This is a genomic window from Ancylobacter sp. G4_0304, from assembly GCF_047501495.1.
Lineage (GTDB): Bacteria > Pseudomonadota > Alphaproteobacteria > Rhizobiales > Xanthobacteraceae > Ancylobacter.
In genome coordinates, this window is sequence record NZ_JAZDRM010000016.1 from 1 (window position 1) to 20,732 (window position 20,732).

19 protein-coding genes are annotated in these 20,732 nt (G+C 67.8%); 2 read left to right on the top strand and 17 right to left on the bottom strand.

Going from position 1 to position 20,732, the window contains the following annotated elements; all coding sequences use genetic code 11:
• The coding region (locus VRZ77_RS10825) for a PAS domain-containing sensor histidine kinase (protein ID WP_414592664.1) at window positions 1–1,541 on the top strand (1,541 nt) is incomplete at its 5' end.
• An 8-nt stretch (window positions 1,542–1,549) separates the two neighbouring features.
• On the opposite strand, the gene VRZ77_RS10830 is transcribed toward VRZ77_RS10825, so the two are convergent.
• Window positions 1,550–3,349 (bottom strand): AsmA family protein, encoded by a 1,800-nt coding sequence (locus tag VRZ77_RS10830; RefSeq protein WP_414592665.1) that lies wholly within the window; start codon window positions 3,347–3,349, stop codon window positions 1,550–1,552.
• A gap of 254 nt (window positions 3,350–3,603) precedes the next feature.
• Here VRZ77_RS10830 and VRZ77_RS10835 point away from each other — a divergent pair, with 254 nt between their 5' ends.
• Window positions 3,604–5,583, top strand: a complete 1,980-nt coding sequence (locus tag VRZ77_RS10835) for an acetoacetate--CoA ligase (RefSeq protein ID WP_414592666.1) — start codon at window positions 3,604–3,606, stop codon at window positions 5,581–5,583.
• Between the two features lie 9 nt (window positions 5,584–5,592).
• Here the strand turns inward: VRZ77_RS10835 and VRZ77_RS10840 are convergent, their stop codons facing one another.
• The 16 genes from VRZ77_RS10840 to coxB all read right to left on the bottom strand — a co-directional run bounded on the left by VRZ77_RS10840 (window position 5,593) and on the right by coxB (window position 20,421).
• On the bottom strand, window positions 5,593–5,976 hold the full coding sequence (locus tag VRZ77_RS10840; RefSeq protein WP_414592667.1) for an Ig-like domain-containing protein: 384 nt from the start codon (window positions 5,974–5,976) through the stop codon (window positions 5,593–5,595).
• A 72-nt stretch (window positions 5,977–6,048) separates the two neighbouring features.
• Window positions 6,049–7,713 carry an ABC transporter permease gene (locus VRZ77_RS10845; protein ID WP_414592756.1) on the bottom strand — a complete coding sequence of 555 codons (1,665 nt, stop codon included), beginning with the start codon at window positions 7,711–7,713 and terminating at the stop codon, window positions 6,049–6,051.
• A gap of 108 nt (window positions 7,714–7,821) precedes the next feature.
• Window positions 7,822–8,874, bottom strand: coding sequence for an extracellular solute-binding protein (locus tag VRZ77_RS10850; protein WP_414592668.1), 1,053 nt, complete (start codon window positions 8,872–8,874; stop codon window positions 7,822–7,824).
• A gap of 186 nt (window positions 8,875–9,060) precedes the next feature.
• Window positions 9,061–9,537 carry a bacterioferritin gene (gene bfr / locus VRZ77_RS10855; RefSeq protein ID WP_414592669.1) on the bottom strand — a complete coding sequence of 159 codons (477 nt, stop codon included), beginning with the start codon at window positions 9,535–9,537 and terminating at the stop codon, window positions 9,061–9,063.
• 130 nt (window positions 9,538–9,667) lie between these two features.
• The gene (locus VRZ77_RS10860) at window positions 9,668–9,904 is read right to left on the bottom strand and encodes a bacterioferritin-associated ferredoxin (RefSeq protein WP_414592670.1); all 237 of its coding nucleotides are present in this window, start codon (window positions 9,902–9,904) and stop codon (window positions 9,668–9,670) included.
• Window positions 9,905–10,063: 159 nt separating this feature from the next.
• Window positions 10,064–10,729, bottom strand: a complete 666-nt coding sequence (locus tag VRZ77_RS10865) for a GNAT family N-acetyltransferase (protein ID WP_414592671.1) — start codon at window positions 10,727–10,729, stop codon at window positions 10,064–10,066.
• A gap of 35 nt (window positions 10,730–10,764) precedes the next feature.
• Complete coding sequence (locus VRZ77_RS10870) at window positions 10,765–12,066, bottom strand: M16 family metallopeptidase (protein WP_414592672.1); 1,302 nt, start codon at window positions 12,064–12,066, stop codon at window positions 10,765–10,767.
• On the bottom strand, window positions 12,063–13,469 hold the full coding sequence (thrC, locus tag VRZ77_RS10875; RefSeq protein ID WP_414592673.1) for a threonine synthase: 1,407 nt from the start codon (window positions 13,467–13,469) through the stop codon (window positions 12,063–12,065). Before thrC ends, VRZ77_RS10870 begins: the two co-directional genes overlap by 4 nt.
• Window positions 13,470–13,605: 136 nt before the next feature.
• On the bottom strand, window positions 13,606–14,355 hold the full coding sequence (locus VRZ77_RS10880) for an SURF1 family protein (RefSeq protein WP_414592674.1): 750 nt from the start codon (window positions 14,353–14,355) through the stop codon (window positions 13,606–13,608).
• Window positions 14,352–14,738 (bottom strand): DUF983 domain-containing protein, encoded by a 387-nt coding sequence (locus VRZ77_RS10885; RefSeq protein ID WP_414592675.1) that lies wholly within the window; start codon window positions 14,736–14,738, stop codon window positions 14,352–14,354. The genes VRZ77_RS10880 and VRZ77_RS10885 overlap by 4 nt, the downstream gene beginning before the upstream one ends.
• Before the next feature lie 151 nt (window positions 14,739–14,889).
• Window positions 14,890–15,741: a cytochrome c oxidase subunit 3 gene (locus VRZ77_RS10890; protein WP_414592676.1), complete on the bottom strand. Its 852-nt coding sequence runs from the start codon at window positions 15,739–15,741 to the stop codon at window positions 14,890–14,892.
• A 97-nt stretch (window positions 15,742–15,838) separates the two neighbouring features.
• Window positions 15,839–16,492, bottom strand: coding sequence for a cytochrome c oxidase assembly protein (locus tag VRZ77_RS10895; protein WP_414592677.1), 654 nt, complete (start codon window positions 16,490–16,492; stop codon window positions 15,839–15,841).
• 17 nt (window positions 16,493–16,509) lie between these two features.
• Window positions 16,510–16,692 carry a hypothetical protein gene (locus VRZ77_RS10900; protein WP_414592678.1) on the bottom strand — a complete coding sequence of 61 codons (183 nt, stop codon included), beginning with the start codon at window positions 16,690–16,692 and terminating at the stop codon, window positions 16,510–16,512.
• A gap of 25 nt (window positions 16,693–16,717) precedes the next feature.
• Window positions 16,718–17,674, bottom strand: a complete 957-nt coding sequence (locus VRZ77_RS10905) for a heme o synthase (protein ID WP_414592679.1) — start codon at window positions 17,672–17,674, stop codon at window positions 16,718–16,720.
• Window positions 17,675–17,838: 164 nt separating this feature from the next.
• Entirely contained in the window at window positions 17,839–19,434 is a 1,596-nt protein-coding gene (ctaD, locus tag VRZ77_RS10910; RefSeq protein WP_414592680.1) for a cytochrome c oxidase subunit I, read from the bottom strand.
• 78 nt (window positions 19,435–19,512) lie between these two features.
• A complete protein-coding gene (gene coxB, locus VRZ77_RS10915) occupies window positions 19,513–20,421 on the bottom strand; it encodes a cytochrome c oxidase subunit II (RefSeq protein WP_414592681.1) in 909 nt (302 codons plus the stop codon).
• Between the last annotated feature and the right edge of the window lie 311 nt (window positions 20,422–20,732).

Below are 20,732 nucleotides of genomic sequence, written 5' to 3' on the forward strand. Positions count from 1 at the left end.
CTCCTGCCGAGCCCGCGAGCCCCCCCGCCGCCTCCGCGCCCGAGCCCGACGGCATGCGCCGCGTGCTGGCCGAAGGCGAGCGCCCGGTGCTGGAGCGCCTGCCGCTCGGCGTCATCGCCACGCGCGGCGACCGCCTGCTGTTCGCGAACCGCGCCCTGCTGGACTGGACCGGCCATGCCGACATGGCGGCGCTGGAAGCCGCGGGCGGCCTCGTCACCCTGTTCGGTGCGCCGGTCGCGGCGGATACCGCGGACGGCAGCGCGCTGTCGCTGGTCGGCGCCGACGGCATCGCCTTCCCGGTCGAGGCCCGGATGCTGTCCGCGCCATGGGAGGGGGGCGCCGCGCTGGTCTATCTGCTGCGCCGGCTCAACCCGGTGCAGGAGGAGCGCGCGCGCCAGGCCGAGCTGTCCCTGCGCGAGGCCGAAGCCACCTCGCGCGAACTGCGCGCCATTCTCGACACCGCCACCGACGGCGTGGTGCTGATCGACGCCGCCGGCACCATCCTGTCGATGAACCGCCCCGCCGAGGCGCTGTTCGGCTTCGACGCCCATGATGTGCAGGGCGAGAACTTCACGCTGCTGTTCGCACCCGAGAGCCAGCGCGCGGCGGTGGACTATCTCGACGGCCTCGCCTCCAACGGCGTCGCCAGCGTGCTGAACGACGGGCGCGAGGTGATCGGCCGCGTGCGCGAGGGCGGGCTGATCCCGCTGTTCATGACCGTCGGCCGGGTCGGCGACGATTCCTCGAAGTTCTGCGCGGTGCTGCGCGACATCACCCAGTGGAAGCGCGCCGAGGAGGAGCTGACCGAGGCCAAGCGGCTCGCCGAGCGCGCCAATCTCGCCAAATCCGACTTCCTCGCCAAGATCAGCCACGAGATCCGCACCCCGCTCAACGCCATCATCGGCTTCTCGGAAGTGATGATGGAGGAGCGCTTCGGCCCGATCGAGAACCAGCGCTATCGCGACTATCTGCGCGACATCCACGCCTCGGGCGGGCATCTCATCTCGCTGATCAACGACCTGCTCGACCTGTCGAAGATCGAGGCCGGCAAGCTCGATCTCGCCTTCACCAGCGTGGCGCTGAACGAGATCGTGCAGCAGTCCATGGCGATCATGCAGCCGCAGGCGAACCGCGAGCGCATCATCATCCGTTCCTCGCTCGCCGCCGACCTGCCGCCGGTGGTGGCCGATGCGCGTTCGATCCGGCAGATCGTGCTGAACCTCGTCTCCAACTCGATCAAGTTCACCAAGCCCGGCGGGCAGGTCATCCTGTCCACCGCGCTGACCGAGGGCAGCGAAGTGGTACTGCGCGTGCGCGACACCGGGATCGGCATGTCGGAATCCGACATCGCGGTGGCGATGGAGCCGTTCCGCCAGCTCGCCACCTCCGGCCGCGCCGGCTCCGGCGGCACCGGGCTCGGCCTTCCGCTGACCAAGGCGCTGGCGGAAGCCAACCGCGCCAATTTCCACATCCGCAGCGCCGTCGATGCCGGCACGCTGGTGGAGATCACCTTCCCCTCGACCCGCGTGCTGGCGGAGTAGTCCCGCCTCTAGGGCAGCGGAGCCGCGACGCCGAAGGTGTCGAGCTTGCCGCCGAACAGCGGGCGCGCCGCGCCGGAGCGGCGGATCAGCGCCTGCGGGTCGGGCAGCAGCAGCGGGCGCCCCCACGAGCCGCGCACCACAAAGGGCAGGTCGAACGGCGCCGGATCGGCCGCGCGCACCAGCTGCGCCGTGCCTTCGAGGTCGAGGTCGCGGCGCGCGAGGTCGGTGTCGCCGTTCAGCTCGATGCGCAGCTTGGCGCTCTCGATGTTCAGGCGCTCGACATGGGCGATGCCCTCATGGATCTTCGCGCTGAAATCGATTGTGTCATAAGGCGTGCGCCCGCCGCGCAGGTCGCCGGCGCCCGACAGCGGGCGCTGTTCCAGCCGGGCGAGGATGCGCGGCACGTCGATGCCGGCGAGCGCGCCCTCGGTGCCGGTGAGGCTGGCGGTGCCGGACAGCCGGCCGACCAGCTCGGCGACGCTGGCGCCCGAGGCGCCAAGGTCGATCCGGAACGAGCCGGTGCCTTCCAGCCGCTGCGAGCGGAACAGGTCGCCCAGCGCCTGCGCCAGCGAGACGCCCTCGCCCGCCAGTTCCACCCGCACATCCATGCCCTGTTCCAGCGGCGCGATCTGCGCCATGGCGCGGAACGCTCCCTCCCAGGCTTCCGAATCGCCGATGGCGAGTGTCAGCTTGCCCGCTTTCAGCACGGCGCTGGCCGCCAGCCGGTCGAGCCGGGTGGTGCCGGCGTGCACCTGCGCGGCGGAGAAACGCAGGTCGAGGTCGAAATCCTTGAGGCGCTTGAGGTCGATGGTCTCGCGGCTCCAGCCGCCGCCGCCGGGCTCGGCCAGAACCGGCTGGCCATAGGGCGAGAGGTCGACCGAAGCGCTGGCGAAGGAGCCCTGCAGGCCCGCGCGTCCGTTGCCGGTGCGCAGGGAAAAGCCGCCTTCGCTCACATTGCCGTCGAGCTCCAGCCGCGCCTGGCTCAGCGTCGCCCCTTGCGCGGTCACCAGCGCATGGGCACGGAGCGCGAACGGGCCGAAGCCCTTCTCGGTCGGCGCCTCCAGCCCCAGCCATTCCAGCGTCGCGCGCAGCCGGCGCGAGGAGCATTCCAGCGCGCCCTCGATCACCGGGCCGCTGGCGAGCCGCATCGTGCCGGCGAAGGACAGCTCCGCCGGCGGGCCGGAGAGCTTCACCTGAACCCCGCCGGCCCCCCCTTCGGCGAGCGCGACCAGATCGGAGAGGTTGAGGTCGACGTCCAGCGGCTCGTCGCGCCAGATCAGGTGGCCGGCGATGGACAGCCGGTCGCCGCCGCGCCAGCTCAGGTCGAGATCGGTGTCACCGAGCAGTTCACGGGCCTCGCCGTTCACCCTGCGCAGGATGCGACCGTCCTGGAGGCTGACATCGGCGCGCAGCCGGCTGCGGCCGAGGCCGTTGAGAATCTCGGTCAAGGCGCCCAGCTCATCCTCGCGCTCGGCCAGCGTCAGCACCGGCTCGCGCAGTTCGATATGGTCGGCCTTGGCCTGCCCGGTCAGCAGCGGCAACAGGTCGAGCACGACCCGCGCCTGCGGCGCTTCCAGCGTAGCGACACCGGGCGCGCCGACGGACAGCCCGTCAAGGGTCAGGGCGGGCCACGGGAAGGCGGAAAAGCTTACCGGCCCCTCGATCCGCACCTCATGCCCGGCCGCCGCGCTCAGCAGCCGCTGCGCCTCGGCGCGCAGCCGGTCTTCGGAGGCGAGCTTGGGCGCGAGCGCCGCCGCCACCAGTGCGAGCAGGACCGGCAGGAGAAGGATCGGGGCCAGTTTCTTCATGAAGCGTGTCGATAAAGCCTGTCGGTGTCCGCGTATAGCGCCGCCATCCCGCCAGCGGCCCGAAGCGAAAGCTGTTCACCAGATTCCGCCGGCCGAGGCCGACGCAGGAGCGCCCCGCCGCGACAGCCGGACGGAGGCGCAACATCACCCGCGTCTGTGTCTGTTTGATGGCCTGACAGACGACCTGCCGGACGCTATGAATTTGCAGCCGACAATGATGCTTGCCTGCTTCGGGAAGCCGGCGGGAAACCGGGATGGAGACCTTGATGGACCTCGCCAATGACGCACCGCTCTGGACACCCTCGCCCGAGCGGATCGCCCGCAGCGCGATCACCGGCTTCATTGCGACCGTCAATGCCCGCCACGGAACGGCACTAACTAGTTACCGCGACCTCCACGCCTGGTCGGTCGCCCAGCCCGGCACGTTCTGGGACGAGATATGGGAGCTCGGCGAGGTCATCGGCGACAAGGGCGGGCGCAGCCTTGTCGACGGCGATCTCATGCCCGGCGCGCAATTCTTTCCCGATGCGACGCTGAACTTCGCCGAGAACCTGCTGCGCCCGCGCGATCCCACAAGCACGGCGCTGGTGTTCCGCGGCGAGGACAAGGTGGAGCGGCACATCGCCTTCAGCGAGCTGTGCGCGCTGGTCTCCCGGCTCCAGCAGGCGCTGCGCGCCGCCGGGGTCGGCATTGGCGACCGCGTGGCCGCCACCATGCCGAACATGCCCGAGACCATCGCCATCATGCTGGCGGCGACCTCGATCGGCGCGATCTTCTCGTCCTGCTCGCCCGATTTCGGCGAGCGCGGCATTCTCGATCGCTTCAGCCAGATCGAGCCCAAGGTCTATTTCGCCTGCGACGGCTATTGGTACGCCGGCAAGCGCGTCGCGATCGGCGACAAGCTGCGTACCGTCGCGCCGCATCTGACCAGCGTGCGCCAGACCGTGATCGTGCCCTATCTCGGCGAGGCGGCCGAGGTGGCGTCCGGCATTGCCAACGGCGTCGCGCTGGAGGATTTCCTCACGCCCTTCGCCGCGCAGGCCCTCACCTATGAGCGCCTGCCGTTCAGCCACCCGGCCTATATCCTGTTCTCCTCCGGCACCACGGGCGTGCCCAAATGCATCGTGCACGGGGCGGGCGGCACGTTGCTCCAGCACATCAAGGAGCACCGGCTGCATTGCGATCTCGCGCCCGGCGACCGGCTGTTCTACTTCACCACCTGCGGCTGGATGATGTGGAACTGGCTGGCATCGGGCCTCGCCAGCTCCCTCACGCTCTGCCTGTTCGACGGCTCGCCCTTCTCCCCCACCCCGGAGGTCCTGTTCGATTTCGCGGAGAAGGAGCGCTTCGCCCTGCTCGGCACCTCGGCGAAGTACATCGACTCGCTGCGCAAGGAAGGCGTGAAGCCCGGGAAGACCCACGACCTTTCCGCGCTCAAGGCGCTGACCTCCACCGGCTCGCCGCTGGCGCCGGCGGACTTCGCCTATGTCTATGAGGCGATCAAGCCCGATCTGCACCTCGCCTCGATTTCCGGCGGCACCGACATCGTGTCCTGCTTCGTGCTCGGCGACCCGACGGCGCCGGTCTACAAGGGCGAGATCCAGGCGCCCGGCCTCGGCATGGCGGTCGAGGTCTGGTCGGACGAGGGCAAGCCGGTCATCGGCGAGCGTGGCGAGCTGGTGTGCACCAAGCCGTTCCCCTGCATGCCGGTGATGTTCTGGAATGACCCCGAGGGCGCCAAGTACCGCGCCGCCTATTTCGAGCGCTTCCCGAACATCTGGTGCCACGGCGATTTCGCCGAGACCACCATCCATGGCGGGCTCATCATCCACGGCCGCTCCGACGCCACGCTGAACCCTCAAGGCGTGCGCATCGGCACGGCGGAAATCTACGCCCAGGCCGAGCAGGTGCCGGAGATCATCGAGAGCATCGCCATCGGCCAGGACTGGGACAACGACGTGCGCGTGGTGCTGTTCGTGCGGCTGCGCGAGGGTGTCCGGCTCGACACCGACCTCGAAAAGCGCATCCGCACCCAGATCCGCACCGGCGCCAGCCCGCGCCATGTGCCGGCCAAGATCGTCGCGGTCGCGGATATCCCGCGCACCCGCTCGGGCAAGATCACCGAGCTCGCGGTGCGCGACGTGGTGCATGGCCGCCCGGTGAAGAACACCGAGGCGCTCGCCAATCCCGAGGCGCTGGAGCTGTACCGCGATCTGCCGGAACTGGCGAGCTGAGCGGCGGCGTCAGTTCACGCTGACGGTGATGCAGCCGGAAAGCACCGTGCCCGGAACCTTGGGTGTGGTGTTCCGGGTGCAGAAGCGATCCTTGCCCTTGAAGCCGGCATTCGGCGTGTAGACAAGGCCGCTGCCGGTGACCGCGACCTTGCCGGACTTCGGCGGGGTCGTGACCGTCACGCTGTTCGCCGGAATGCGGGCCCCGGTCTGGTCGTTGATGACATTGGTGAAGCCGATGCGGCAGGTCTTGTCCGCCGTGGTCATCTCGAACATCCCGGCCCCCTTGCCGCTGCCCCAGCCGCGCCCATTGCTGCCGGTGCAGGCGGCGTGAGCGGCGGTGGAGGCGAACAGGGTGGCGGCGGCGCAGACGGCAAAACGGGTGGCAAGGCGCATGTCCACTCTCCTCTTTGTCTCTACACAAACAATTATGCAGCTACATCAGCTTGACGCAACGTCCGGCGCCGCTCATTCCGCCTGCGGACGGGAGAGCCGCGCCAGCAGGATCACCGGCGCGAGGCCGACCAGCACGATCAGCAGGGCGGCCAGCGCGCCGTCCTCATAGGTGCCGCGCGCGGCCTCGCCATAGACATGGCTCGCCAGCGTCTCGAAATTGAGCGGGCGCAGCATCAGCGTCGCCGGCAGTTCCTTCATGCAGTCGACGAACACCAGCAGCGCCGCCGAGCCGAGCGCGGGCCGCAGCAGCGGCAGGTGGACGCGGCGGATCACCCCGCCCGGCGTCTGGCCGAGGCTACGCGCCGCCATGTCCATGGTGGTGCCGATCCGGCCATAACCCGCCTCCAGCCCGCCGACCGGAATGGCGAGGAAGCGAATGACATAGGCGATGATCAGCGCCGCCCCGGAGCCGGAAAGCAGCAGCCCGGTCGCGACCCCGAACAGCTGCGTGCTCACCCCCGACACCGCATTGTCGAAGGCGGCGAGCGGCACCAGCAGGCCGACCGCCAGCACCGTGCCCGGCACGGCATAGCCGAGGCTCGCCACCCTCAGAGCCACTGACGACAGCGCCCCGCTGCGGAACGCCACCGCCAGCAGCAGCCCGCAGGCCAGCGCGATGCCGGTGCCGACCGCCGCGAACAGCGCAGTGTTCATCGCCTCGACCAGCACGGTCTCCGGCAGGCCGTTGAACAGGAAGCGGCGCCACGCGGTGTGGAGCAGGTGGCCGGCCGGCAGCAGGAAGCCGAGCGTGACCGGCACGAGGCAGAACAGGAACGCCAGCGCCCCCTGCCCCGCTCCCAGCGTGCGGCGCACCGGCGGACGGGCGCGGGCGCCGACATTGGCAACGGAAAGCCGGCGCCGTCCCCAGCGCTCCAGCGCCACCAGCGCGAGCATCAGCACCAGCATGAACAGCGCGATCTGCGCCGCGCCGGGCAGGCTGGAGCGGTTCAGCCAGGTCGAATAGATCGAGAGCGTCAGCGTCTGCACGCCGAGGAATTCCGAAGCGCCGACGTCATTGATGGTCTCCATCAGCGCCAGCGTCACGCCGACCGCGATCGCCGGCCGCGCCAGCGGCAGGGCGATGCGCAGGAAGGTCTCCCAGGCGCCGAGCCCGAGCGTGCGCGCGGCGTCGATGGCGGAAGCGGTCTGCACCAGGAAGGCCGCGCGGGCCGAGAGATAGACGTAAGGGTAGAGCACGAAGCCGAGCAGCACGATGCAGCCGGTGAGCGAGCGCACCTCCGGCAGCCAGAGGTCGCGCGGGCTCTTCATGCCGAGCAGCCCCCGGATCGCGGTCGGGATCGGCCCGAGCGGGTGCACCGCGTCGACATAGACGAAGGCCTGAATATAGGTCGGTATGGCGAGCGGCAGCAGCAGCAGCCATTCGAAGGCGCCGCGGCCGGGAAAGCGGCAGGTGGCGACCAGCCAGGCGGTGCCGGTGCCGACGACGCCGGCGAGGATGCCGACGCCGAGCACCAGCAGCACCGTGTCCTTGAGCGCAACCGGCAGCACGTTCTGGATGAGATGCGGCCACAGATCGCCGGAGCCGCTCGCCGCCGTCCAGACCAGCGCCAGCAGCGGCAGCAGCACCAGCAGGACGACCGCCGCCGAGCCCCAGCGCAGGCCGCGGCGCAGATCGATGCCTTTCCGTGCTGGTGCCTGCAGCGGCAGGGTGGTCATGGGCACGCTCGCCATCCATGTCTTTGAAAGCACGACATCCCGAGCCGAACGGTGCCGGCTCGGGATGCGGTCATGTGGCGCGCCGGAGCTTGGTCCGGCGCGGTTTCGTCAGTTGTCGAAGCCCACCTTGTCGGCGAGGTCGGCGGCAGCCTTGCGGGCCGCGGCGAGCTTGACGAGATCGACATTGTCGACCTTCAGCGGGCCGAAGGCGGCGATGATCGGGTCGACCGGCGCGCCGGGCACCACCGGATACTCGTAATTGGCCTTGGCGTAGATTTCCTGCGCCTCGGGCGACACGAGATATTCCAGCAGCTTGACCGCGTTGTCCTTGTTCGGGGCGCTCTTGGCCACCGAGGCGCCGGAGACGTTCACATGGGTGCCGCCATTGGCGAAGGTCGGTAGCACGACATTGATCGCCTCGGCCCACTTCTCCTGCTCGGGGCCACCCTTGCCGGAGCGCATCAGGCCGACATAGTAGGTGTTGGCGAGGCCGAGATCGCAGAGGTCGCCGAGAATGTCGCGCGCCACGTCGCGATCACCGCCGGCGGCCTTGCGCGCGAGGTTGGCCTTCACGCCCTTGAGCCATTCCTCGGCCTTGGCCTCGCCGTGATGGACGATATAGGCCGCGATCAGCGCGACGTTATAGGGGTGCTTGCCGGAGCGGATGCAGACCTCGCCCTTCCACTTGGGATCGGCGAAATCCTCATAGGTGATCGCGGTCAGGTCCTTCACGCGGTCCTTGGAGACATAGGCGGCGCGGGCGCGGGCGGAAAGCGCGAACCACTCGCCATTGGCGCCGCGCAGATTGGCGGGGATCGCCTTTTCCAGAACCTCGGAGGTGGTCGGCTGGGTGACGCCCTGGTCCGTGAGATCGAGCAGGTTGCCGATATCCACGGTCATCAGCAGGTCGGCCGGCGAGGCCGCGCCCTCGGCCTTCACGCGCTCGGCGAGGCCGTCCTTGACGAACACGCTGTTGACCTTGATGCCGGTCTTCTCGGTGAAGCTGTCGAACAGCGGCTTGGCGAGGCCCGGCTCACGCGTGGTGTAGACATTGACCACCTCTTCCGCCTGCACAGTGGCCGGCGCGAGGAATGCCGCAGCGGCGAGGAAGCCGCCAAAAGCCGTGTGGCGCAGCAGCGCGCCCGAGAACCGAAGTGCCATACCTGTCTCCTTCATCCGCCGGAATGAGGCGATGTCAGGCTGGCGGTAATGGAGGCATTCCCTACGGTCAACGAAAAGATTTGTGATCTCAATAACTTATAGTTATTCTAAATCCAAGGAATGCCCAATGAAAAAGGCCGGTCCAGACGGACCGGCCTTGTCGTCACGTGGCTTTATCGCGCGGTCTCAGTCGAGATCGCCGATGTGATGCTGGGCATAGAGCTGCAGGCCAAGCTTCGAGATCAGGTCGAGCTGGGTTTCCAGGAAGTCGATATGGCCTTCCTCGTCCGCCATCAGTTCCTTGAACAGGTCGCGGCTGGGATAGTCCTTCACCTCGGCGCAATAGGACGCGGCTTCCTGATAGAGCGCGCGGGCCTCGACCTCGGCGGCGAGGTCGCACTCGATCACTTCCTTCACGTCCTGGCCGATGCGCAGCGGGTCGAGCACCTGCAGGTTGGGGAAGCCATCGAGGAACAGGATGCGGTCGATGAAGCGGTCCGCGTGCTGCATTTCCTCGATCGATTCAGCGCGCCACTTGGCGGCGAGCTTCTTGTAACCCCAGTTGTCCAGCATGCGATAATGCAGCCAGTACTGGTTGATCGCCGTCAGCTCCGAACGGACGCCACGGTTGAGATACTCGATGACCTTGGGATCGCCTTTCATGGCCGCGACCTCTCCTGTTTGAATGCGCCGGGCATTGTTTAGAACAATTCCAAGAATCGCACAAGGCAACGAGCGGCACCGCGCCCAAGTTTCTCGGGCGCGGCCGCTGCAGGACGTCGAGTTTCGTGGATTATTCGGCCGGCATGGCGTGGGCGGAGGCCGGGCATTCCAGCGGGCAGGCCCCGCAGCCGGACGTCGCCATCACATCGTCGATCAGCTTGCGGATGGTGCGCGCGCAGCGCCCGCATTGCGGGCTGCAGCCGAGGCAGCGATAGACCTGCCCCGCCGTCCGGCACGGAGTCTCGGGAGTCGCGACGGCGTCGCGAACCTGACGATCCGACAGCACATTACACGAACACACAATCATCGCGAGGCGCTACCAAGTGATGCGCTCCTTAGAATAATTCTAAAGAACCTTTTTCACTTAATTTCTCGCGCTATTCCCTCGCCCCGTCAATCGGGAAAACCTGATCTGGCGATCAGTTGAACGCATGGACATTCGTTTTTGATGTAGTTTTTATAAGTTCTAGACTTGATCGCCCGCTCGCAGAGCGTTTTCGTCCTGAAAGGCGATGCCTTTCGCTTCCGCCCGCACCGGGGCCGGCATCGGAACCGGGTCGGTGCCGAGCCGCGCGAACAGCAGGTGGTCCTGCCAGACGCCGTTGATGCACAGATACTCCCGCGCCCGCCCCTCGCGCTGGAAGCCGACCCGCTCCAGCAGGCGGATCGAGGGCACGTTGTTCGGCAGGCACGCGGCCTCGATCCGGCGCAGGCCGAGCGTGCCGTGCGCGTAAGGCAGCAGCGCGGTGACGGCGGCGGTCATGAAGCCCCTGCCGGCATGAGGCGCGCCCATCCAGTAGCCCAGGCTCGCGGTCTGGGTCACGCCACGCCGCACATTTGAGAGCGACAGGCCGCCGAGCAGGACGCGATCCGCGCCGCGAAACACCAGGAACGGGTAGGCGCTGTCCTCGCGCACGTCGCGGGCATAGCGCCGCATGCGCCGGCGGAAAGCGCCGCGCGTGAGGTCATGCACCGGCCAGAGCGGCTCCCACGGCGCGAGGAAATGGCGGCTCTCCTCGCGCAGTCCGGCCCAGGCCTTGTAGTCCGACATCTGCGGCAGGCGCAGGAACACGCCCTGCCCTTCGATCAGCGAAGGCGGCTCCGGCCAGGAGACGGTGCGGAACAGGGCCATGGACGAGGTCGCAGGTTCAGCCGTGCGCGGTGAGATCAGGCGTTCTTCCCGGTCAGACGTTCCGCGATGCGCGCGGCGGATTCAAGCGATTTTCCCGGCCCCAGCGCGGTAAAGGTCGGCCGTGCCCCGGCCAGCAGCGCGCGCCCGGCCGCTTTGGCGTCCTCCAGCGTCACCGCCTCGACCTTGGCGACGATCTCCTCCAGCGGAATCGGCCGGCCGAACGCCAGCATCTGCCGGGCGAGCTGATCGGCCCGCGCGCCGGAGCTTTCCAGCGCCGCCAGCAGCCCGACCTTGGCCTGCGCCTTGGAGCGTGCCAGCTCGACCTCGCTCATCGCGTTCACGGTTTCCTCGATCTGGTCGATCACCACGTCGACCAGTTCGCCGACATCCCCGGCATCGGTGCCGGCATAGACGCCGAACAGGCCGGTATCGCCATAGCCCCAGTGGAAGGAATAGACCGAGTAGCAGAGCCCGCGTGCCTCGCGCACTTCCTGGAACAGGCGCGAGGACATGCCACCGCCCAGCACATTGGTGAACACCTGAAGCGCATGGATGCCGGGGTCGCGGTAGGAGCGGCCCTCCAGCCCGATCAGCAGATGCGCCTGTTCGAGTTCGCGCCCGCCGCCGATCTCGACGCCGCCCTCATAGCGGCCGGGCACCGGGGTCGGCTTGTCGCCGGGCTTGACGCTGCCGAGCCGGGCGGCGGCTTCCGCCACCACCGCCTCGTGCTCCACCGCGCCGGCGGCCGAGACGATCATGCGCGGGCCACGGTAATTGCGGTCGAGATAGGTGCCGAGGCTGGCGGCGCCGAAGGAGCGCACGCTGTCCGGCGTGCCGAGGATCGAGCGGCCGATCGGCTGGCCGGGAAAGGCCCGCTCCTGGAACAGGTCGAACACCAGATCGTCCGGCGTATCGAGCGCCGCGCCGATCTCCTGCACGATCACATTGTGCTCGCGCGTCAGCTCCTCGGGATCGAAGGCCGGCTCGGTGAGGATGTCGGCCAGCACGTCGAGCGCGAGCGGCATGTCCTCGCCCAGCACGCGGGCATTGTAGGAGGTGTGCTCGACACTGGTCGCGGCGTTGATGTCGCCGCCCACCGCCTCGATCTCCTCGGCGATGGCCCGCGCGCTGCGCCGCCGCGTGCCCTTGAACGCCATATGCTCCAGCAGATGCGAGATGCCGTGCTCGCCCTCCTGCTCGTCGCGCGAGCCGGCGCCGGCCCAGATGCCGAGCGAGGCGGTGGCAAGGTGAGGCATGGCGTCGGTGATCACCGTCACGCCATTGTCGAGCGTGGTGATGCGCGGCAGCGGCTTCGTCACCGGCGTGGTCTCGCTCATGCCGGAACTCCCGCGCGTGCATGCGCCGTGATGTAGGCCTCGATGGCCGCGATGTCGTTGGGCAGGGTCGGGGTCCGCTCCTCGCGCCCGAGCAGGTCGGCGAGATGGGCGGGCAGCGCCGGGCGCACGCCGCTGGCGCGCTCCACGGCATCGGGGAACTTCGCCGGATGGGCGGTGGACAGCACCACCTGCGGCACGCGCGGATCATGCGCCACCCGCTCGGCGACCGACACCGCGACCGCCGTGTGCGGGTCCATCAGGTAGCCGCACTCCTTGTAGACCCGCGCGATGGTGGCGAGCGTGGCCTCCTCGTCGGTGCGGCCGGCGTCGAAATCGGCGCGGATCGCCGCCATCGCCTCATTGCTCGGTGCGAAGGCGTCGGACTGGTTCAGCGTCGCCATCAGCCCGCGCAGCGCGCCGGCATCGCGGTCCAGCGCTTCGAACAGCACGCGCTCGAAATTCGACGACACCTGAATGTCCATCGAGGGCGAAAAGGACGGCTCCACCCCGGTCACCTCGTAGCGGCCGGTCTCCAGCGTGCGCACCAGAATGTCGTTGAGGTTGGTGGCGATGGTGAGCTTGGCGATCGGCAGGCCCATGCGCTTGGCGACATAGCCGGCGAGGATGTCGCCGAAATTCCCCGTGGGCACCACGAAGGACACCGGGCGGTGCGGGCTGCCCAGCGCCGCGCCGGCCACGAAATAATACACCACCTGCGCGACGATGCGCGCCCAGTTGATCGAGTTCACCCCTGCCAGCGCCAGCCGGTCGCGGAAGGCGTGGTGGTTGAACATCGCCTTCACATGGGCCTGGCAGTCGTCGAACGTGCCCTTGATCGCGATGGCATGGACATTGGCGTCCGGCACCGTGGTCATCTGCCGGCGCTGCACCTCGGAGACCCGGCCCTCCGGGTAGAGGATGAACACGTCGGTACGCTCGCGCCCGCGAAACGCCTCGATCGCCGCGCTGCCGGTATCGCCCGAGGTGGCGCCGACAATGGTGGCGCGGCGGTCCCGAGCGATCAGCACATGGTCCATCATGCGGCCGAGAAGCTGCATCGCCACGTCCTTGAAGGCGAGCGTCGGGCCGTGGAACAGCTCCAGCACGAAGCGGTTCGGCGCGATCTGCACCAGCGGCGTGGTCGCCTCGTGCCGGAAGCTGGCATAGGCGTCCTCCAGCATCGGCTTCAGCACCTCCGCCGGAAACGCCTCGTCGAGGAAGGGCGCGATCACCCGGCCGGCGACCTCGGCATAGGAATGCCCGGGCAGGCGCGCAATCTCCGCCGCGCTCAGCGCGGGAAACGCCTCGGGCCAGTACAGGCCGCCGTCACGGGCAAGGCCCGCCAGCAGTGCGTCGGAAAAGGCGAGCACCGGCGCTTCGCCACGGGTGGAAACATAGCGCACGGGCGCCTCCGTCAGGGGCCCTCGTGCCGGCGGCAGTCAGGCCTGGGTCATGGAAACGGGAAGCCGAAAGTCCGTTCCGAAATCGCCGGCAACCTAGTGTCCAACCCTTGCCGAGGCAATGAATTAAAGCACGCCGTCACACGCGCCGGCGCAGGCGCGCGACCGCGAAGGCGATGAACACGCCCGCCAGCGTCGCCGCGAGCCCGAACCAGGTCAGCGCATATTCCAGATGCCGGTTGGGAAAGGTGATCCGGGTCTGTCCGCCCAGCGGCCAGCCGCCGGGATTGGGCGCGCCGTCGGCGTCGATCAGAAACGGCGCGACCCGCAGCAGGCCCTTGGCATCGGCGATGGCGATCGGATCGCGCACGAACCACTGGCCCTTCGCCGGATCGTTGGCCGGCTGGAACATGGCCGGCGCCTCCGGCAGGCGCAGCAGGCCGCTCACCGTCACCACGCCCCCGACCTGCCCCACGGTCCGGGTCGCGGGATCGCGAAAGGGAGGCGAGACGAAGCCGCGATTGACCAGGATCACCGCGCCGTCCGCCAGCTCCAGCGGCGTCACCACCCAGTAACCCGGCCCGCCCGGCGCGCCGTTCACGCCCTCGTCGATCAGCGCGTAGACCTGCACCTCGCGGTCATGCAGGAAGCGGCCGGTGGCGGTGACGTGGCGGTACTCGTCCTCGTCGAAATCGACCGCGCCCCAGTTCGCCTCCTCGGGCGCCGGCTGGACCGGGGCATGGATGCGCGCCTCGACCTTGGCGATGAGGTCCTGCTTCCAGGTGAGGCGCTCAATCTGCCACGCGCCGAGCCCGAGAAGGATGCACAGGCAGATGGCGGTGGCGATGCCCGGCCACAGCAGCGCCCGCAAGGGAGACCGCGCCGTCACGCATCACCCTTGTCGAGCCGCCCCTGCTCGGCCTTGCGCGCATATTGCAGGGCGATCAGCGTGGCTTTCAGCGGGCGCAGCAGGCCGAGCGTGGAAATGAGCACCAGCGGCGTCCAGAGAAGCGCGTGGACCCAGAAGGGCGGGCTCCAGCTCAGCTCGACCCAGAGCGCCAGTCCGACCACGAGCGAGCCGGCCAGCAGGATAATGAACACCACCGGGCCGTCGCCGGAATCGTCGAAGCTGTAATCCAGCCCGCATTTGTCGCAGGACGGCGCGACGGTGAGGAAGCCCTTGAACAGCGGACCCCGTCCGCAGCGCGGGCAGCGGCAGGTCAGGCCCGCGGCATAGGGCGAGACGCCGGTGTGGAACGGCTGGAGATCCATGCGCAGAGCGCTCCTTGTTCGGCGCGCGGGCGGGAGGAACCTGCCCGCGCCATGATCGTCGGCGGATAAGGATGCCCCACCTCTCTACCACTTTCCAAAACGCAACGGGGCGGCCAAGCCGCCCCGTCCGTCGAATGGCAGAAGAATGGGGCTAATGCGCCGCCGGGGTGCCGCCGCCCCAGACATAGATGAACACGAACAGGAACAGCCACACCACGTCGACGAAGTGCCAGTACCAGGCGGCGGCCTCGAAGCCGAAATGATGGGTCGGGGTGAAGTGGCCGGCATAGAGACGGCCGAGGCACACCGCGAGGAAGATGGTGCCGACGATCACATGGAAGCCGTGGAAGCCGGTCGCCATGAAGAAGGTCGCGCCATAGATGTTGCCCGAGAAATCGAAGGTCGCGTGGGCGTACTCGTACGCCTGCAGCATGGAGAACAGCACGCCGAGGCCGACCGTGCTCCACAGGCCCCACTTGGCGCCCTGCCGGTCGCCATGCACCAGCGCATGGTGCGCCCAGGTCAGCGTGGTGCCGGAGGTCAGCAGGATCAGCGTGTTGAGCAGCGGCAGGTGCCAGGGGTCGAAGGTCTCGATGCCCTTCGGGGGCCAGTGGCCGCCGGTGACGTCCGCGCGCATGAAGTTGATTTCCTCGCCGGAGAACAGCGAGGCATCGAAGAACGCCCAGAACCACGCCACGAAGAACATCACCTCGGAGGCGATGAACAGGATCATGCCGTAGCGCAGGTGAAGCTGCACCACCTCGGTGTGGTACTTCTGGTGCTCGCCTTCGCGGATGACGTCGCGCCACCAGACGATCATCGTGTAGATGACGCCGAGCAGGCCGGCGATGAACACCAGCGAGGTGAGCTGGCCGTGCATCCAGAACACGGCGCCAACCGCCATGATGAATGCAAAGACCGAGATGACGAACGGCCACGGGCTCGGGTCGACGAGGTGGTAGTCGTGATGCTTGGCGTGGGCGTCAGCGTGGGCCTGGGCCATGGGTCGCGCTCTCCGTTCAGTCCATTCTCTAGCGAGCCGTTCCCGCGGCCGCAATGTGTCGTTCCGTCTCGCGGCGTGATCCGCCGCGAGCGCCGTGTTACAGCGGTGTCTTGCCGCCGGCCGGCGCCGACGGCGGCGCCGAATTGGCCTTCCCGGCGGCCAGCGAGGCCGGCTTGGCGAAGAAGGTGTAGGACAGCGTGATGGTCTTCAGCCCATCGAGGTCCTTGTCGTCCGCCAGCGCGGGATCGACGAAGAACACGACCGGCATGTCGATGACCTCGCCCGGCTGCAGCGTCTGGTCGGTGAAACAGAAGCACTGCATCTTCGCGAAGTGATAGCCCGCCAACGCCGGCGCGACATTATACGTCGCGCTCGCCGTCACCGGCTCCTTGCCGCGATTCTCCGCGCGGTAATAGGCCAGCTTGGTCTCGCCGAGCTTCACCGTCACCGAGCGCTGCTCGGGGGCAAACGCCCAGCTGAGGCCCGGAGCGACATTGGCGTCGAAGCGAATCTCGACCTCGCGGTCCAGCATCCGGTTCGGCGCGCTGGTCGCGACCTTGGTCGCCCCGCCGAACCCTGTGACCTGGCAGAACATCTGGTAGAGCGGCACGGCGGCATAGGCGGCGCCGACCATGGCCAGCACGAACACGCCGCACGACGCCGCCACCACGGCGTGGCGACGCTCGCCCGCGCGACGGGGCGCGGCGGTCTCGATCGTCTCCGGCGTCCGGGCTTCGTGGTCCGTGCTCATGTCCTCGCCCCTCCCGCTCACAATGGCCGCACCAGTACGCCGGGGCCGAGCTTCACAATGGTGACGATGTAGAACAGGACGCACAGCGCGGCGAGCACCAGCGCAATGGCGACGGAGCGCGCGCGGCGGCGCTTCCTCTGTTCCTCGGTGAGCATGATGCCGTCCGTGGGCGGCTTCTTGCCCGTGTCGTTATCAGTCATGGCGATCCTCCCTGCCATCATTCGCTCACAGGCTGAGCCATGCCGGCGCGCGCAGCGCCTCGACCAGCAGAACCGCGAACAGCAGGAACAGATACAGGATCGAGAAGGCGAACAGGCGGCGGGCAGCCGCCTCGGCCGGCGCGCCCTCGCGCACGCGGAACACCCGGACCGCCAGCGTCAGCATGATGGCGCCGGAGACACCCGACACCACGCCATAGGCCAGCCCGGCCATGCCCAGGAACCAGGGCGACATGGCCAGCGGCACCAGGATCAGCGTGTAGAGCAGGATCTGGCGGCGGGTCTCGGACGGCCCGGCGACCACGGGGAGCATCGGCACGCCCGCGCGCTGGTAGTCGCCCGACTTGTAGAGCGCCAGCGCCCAGAAATGCGGGGGCGTCCAGAAGAAGATGATGAGGAAGAGCAGCACGCTCTCCAGCCCGATGCCGCCCGAGGCGGCGGCCCAGCCCACCATGGGCGGGAAGGCTCCGGCAGCGCCGCCGATCACGATGTTCTGCGGGGTCCAGCGCTTGAGCCACATCGTGTAGATGACGGCGTAGAAGAAGATGGTGAAGGCCAGCAGCGCCGCCGCGAGCTCATTGACCAGCAGCCCGAGCACCAGCACCGAGCCGACCGACAAAGTGAGCCCGAAGGCCAGCGCCTCGCCGGGCGTCACGCGGCCGGCGGGAATCGGCCGCTTGCGGGTCCGGCTCATCACGGCGTCGATATCGGCGTCCCACCACATGTTCAGCGCGCCCGAGGCGCCGGCGCCGATGGCGATGCACAGCAGCGCGGTGAAGCCGATCACCGGGTGCACCTCGGCGGGCGCGCGCACGATGCCGACCAGCGCGGTGAAGATGACGAGCGACATCACCCGCGGCTTGAGCAGCGCGATGAAATCCGACACCGACGCATGGGACAGCACGTCGGCCGGGCGTGCCTCGGCCTCGGCAATGTCATATTCGCGCGAAGCGACGTCGCTCATTCAACTTTACTCCGGCGGCGCCTGCGGCGGCCTGTGACCGGCCGTGCCGCGCCTCACGACGGGCACTCCGCAGCGCCTTTACCTGTTCCGTAACGCCGGCGCGGAAACATGCCGCGCCGGGTCTCGTTCGCACGCGCCCCGGAAGCTTCCGGCGGCGCCGGCCCTCACTTGATGCGCGGCAGCGTTTCGAAGTGGTGGTAGGGCGGGGGCGAGGGAAGCGTCCATTCCAGCGTGGTCGCGCCTTCACCCCAGGGATTGGCGCCAGCCGGCACCTTGGCGGCGAACATGCGCCACACGCCGTACAGGAACACCAGAACCGCAAAGCCCGAAATATACGAGCCGATCGAGGAGACGAAGTTCCAGCCGGCGAAGGCGTCCGGGTAGTCCGCATAGCGGCGCGGCATGCCGGCGAGGCCGAGGAAGTGCTGCGGGAAGAACACCAGGTTCACGCCGACGAAGGTCAGCCAGAAGTGCACCTTGGCGATGCCCTCGCTGTACATGTAGCCGAACATCTTCGGCGCCCAGTAGTACCAGCCGGCGAAGATCGCGAACACGGCGCCGAGCGACAGCACGTAGTGGAAGTGCGCCACCACGTAATAGGTGTCGTGCAGCGAGCGGTCGATGCCGGCATTGGAGAGCACGACGCCGGTGACGCCGCCGACGGTGAACAGGAAGATGAACCCGATCGACCACAGCATCGGCACGCGGAACGAGATCGAGCCGCCCCACATGGTCGCGATCCACGAGAAGATCTTCACGCCGGTCGGGATGGCGATGATCATGGTCGCGGCCACGAAATAGGCCTGGGTCGAGGACGACAGGCCGACCGTGTACATGTGGTGTGCCCACACCACGAAGCCGACCACGCCGATCGCGACCATCGCATAGGCCATGCCGAGATAGCCGAAGATCGGCTTCTTCGAGAAGGTCGACACGATGTGCGAGACGATGCCGAAGCCGGGCAGGATCAGGATGTACACTTCCGGGTGGCCGAAGAACCAGAACAGGTGCTGGAACAGGATCGGGTCACCGCCGCCGTCGGGGGCGAAGAAGGTGGTGCCGAAATTGCGGTCCGTCAGCAGCATGGTGATGGCGCCCGCCAGGACCGGCAGCGACAGCAGCAGCAGGAAGGCCGTGACGAGCTGCGACCAGGCGAACAGCGGCATCTTGTGCAGGGTCATGCCCGGCGCGCGCATGTTCAGGATGGTGGTGATCAGGTTGATCGCGCCGAGGATCGAGGAAGCGCCGGCGATGTGCAGCGAGAGAATCAGCAGGTCCATGGCCGGGCCGGGGTGGCCGAGCTTGGAGGAGAGCGGCGGATAGATGGTCCAGCCGCCGCCAAAGCCGTTGGAGCCGGGCGCGCCTTCGACGAACAGCGAGAGAAGGGCCAGCGCGAAGGCCGGCGGCAGCAGCCAGAACGCCACGTTGTTGATGCGCGGGAAGGCGGTATCCGGCGCGCCGATCATCAGCGGGATGAAATAGTTGCCATAGCCGCCGATCATGGCGGGCATCACCATGAAGAAGATCATGATGAGGCCGTGGCCGGTGGTGAACACGTTGAAGGTCTGCGGATCCGAGAAGATCTGCATCCCCGGCTCCTGCAGCTCCATGCGGATGCCGATGGACAGGGCACCGCCCACGACCCCCGCGACGATCGCGAAGATCAGGTACATCACGCCGATGTCCTTGTTGTTGGTCGAGTAGACCCAACGCTTCCAACCCGTCGGATCGCCCGCATGACCGGCTGCATGTGTGGCCATAGAACCGTCCCTCATTCGCGCGCTTTCACGCGCCTTCTCTAACGTCGAATCGAACTTGCGCAGACAGGCATCCCGGCGTCAGCGCGCCGGAACGGCCTCCGGCGCCAGCATGTCGTTCAGGGCATAGGTCGCGGGCGCCGCGGCGCTCGCGAACTTCTGCTTGGCCTCGGCGAGCCAGGCGGCATAGGCCTCTTCCGTCACCACCCGGATGGCGAGCGGCATGAAGGCGTGGTCCTTGCCGCAGAGCTCGGAGCACTGGCCGTAGAAGATGCCTTCCTTGGTCGACTTGAACCAGCTCTCGTTCAGGCGGCCGGGGATCGCGTCGATCTTCACGCCGAAAGACGGCACGGCGAAGGAATGGATCACATCCGCCGCGGTCACCTGGATGCGCACGATCTTGTTGACCGGCACGACGACCTCGTTGTCGACGGCGAGCAGGCGCGGCTGGCCGGGCTTCAGCTCGGCGGTCGGCACCATCATGCTGTCGAAGCCGAAGCCGCCATCGTCGGGATATTCATAGGACCAGTACCACTGGTGGCCGGTGACCTTGATGGTCAGGTCCGCCTTCGGCACGTCGAGCTGCAGGAACAGCAGACGGAAGGACGGGATCGCGATCGCGACCAGAATCAGCACCGGCACCACCGTCCACACCACCTCGATGAGCGTGTGGTGCGTGGTGCGCGAGGGCACCGGATTGGCCTTCTCGTTGAACTTCAGCGCCACCACGACGAGGAGCACCAGAACCAGCAGCACCACGGCGATGATGATGACCAGCAGGAAGTGGTGGAAAGAATGAATGCTCTCCATCACCGGGGTCGCGGCGCCCTGGAGATTGATCTCCCAAGGCGAGGGCTGACCCGTTCCGGCAAGAGCCGAGCCCATGCCGGCGAGGAACAGGCCAAGCCCGGCGAGCATCCCCCCAAACAGACCGGCGCCGGTGCGCCGGACATTGCTGATCCACGAGTTCATCGCGATCGTCACTCCCATCAACTCCCCTGCCACATGGTCGCGGCAATGCAGGACCGCCTGTCGAACAGGTGGCATTTGACATTCATCAAACACAAAAAGGACACCCGAGCAACGAGACAACGCCGCTCTCGTCTGCGACATGACGTCGGGTGCCTGGAACCGTTCCATCTTCCCGCACGTCCCCTCCGCCGCATTCTTGACATCGCGCTCATGCGTTGTACCCCCTTGGCGCTCAAGGGGAGCGGTACGGCGGAAGGGGCGATTCGCCTTGCCTATCGCGCCTGATTCTTGTGAAGTCCGTTCGTTGAGTTTGTTCAGTTGGGAGACCA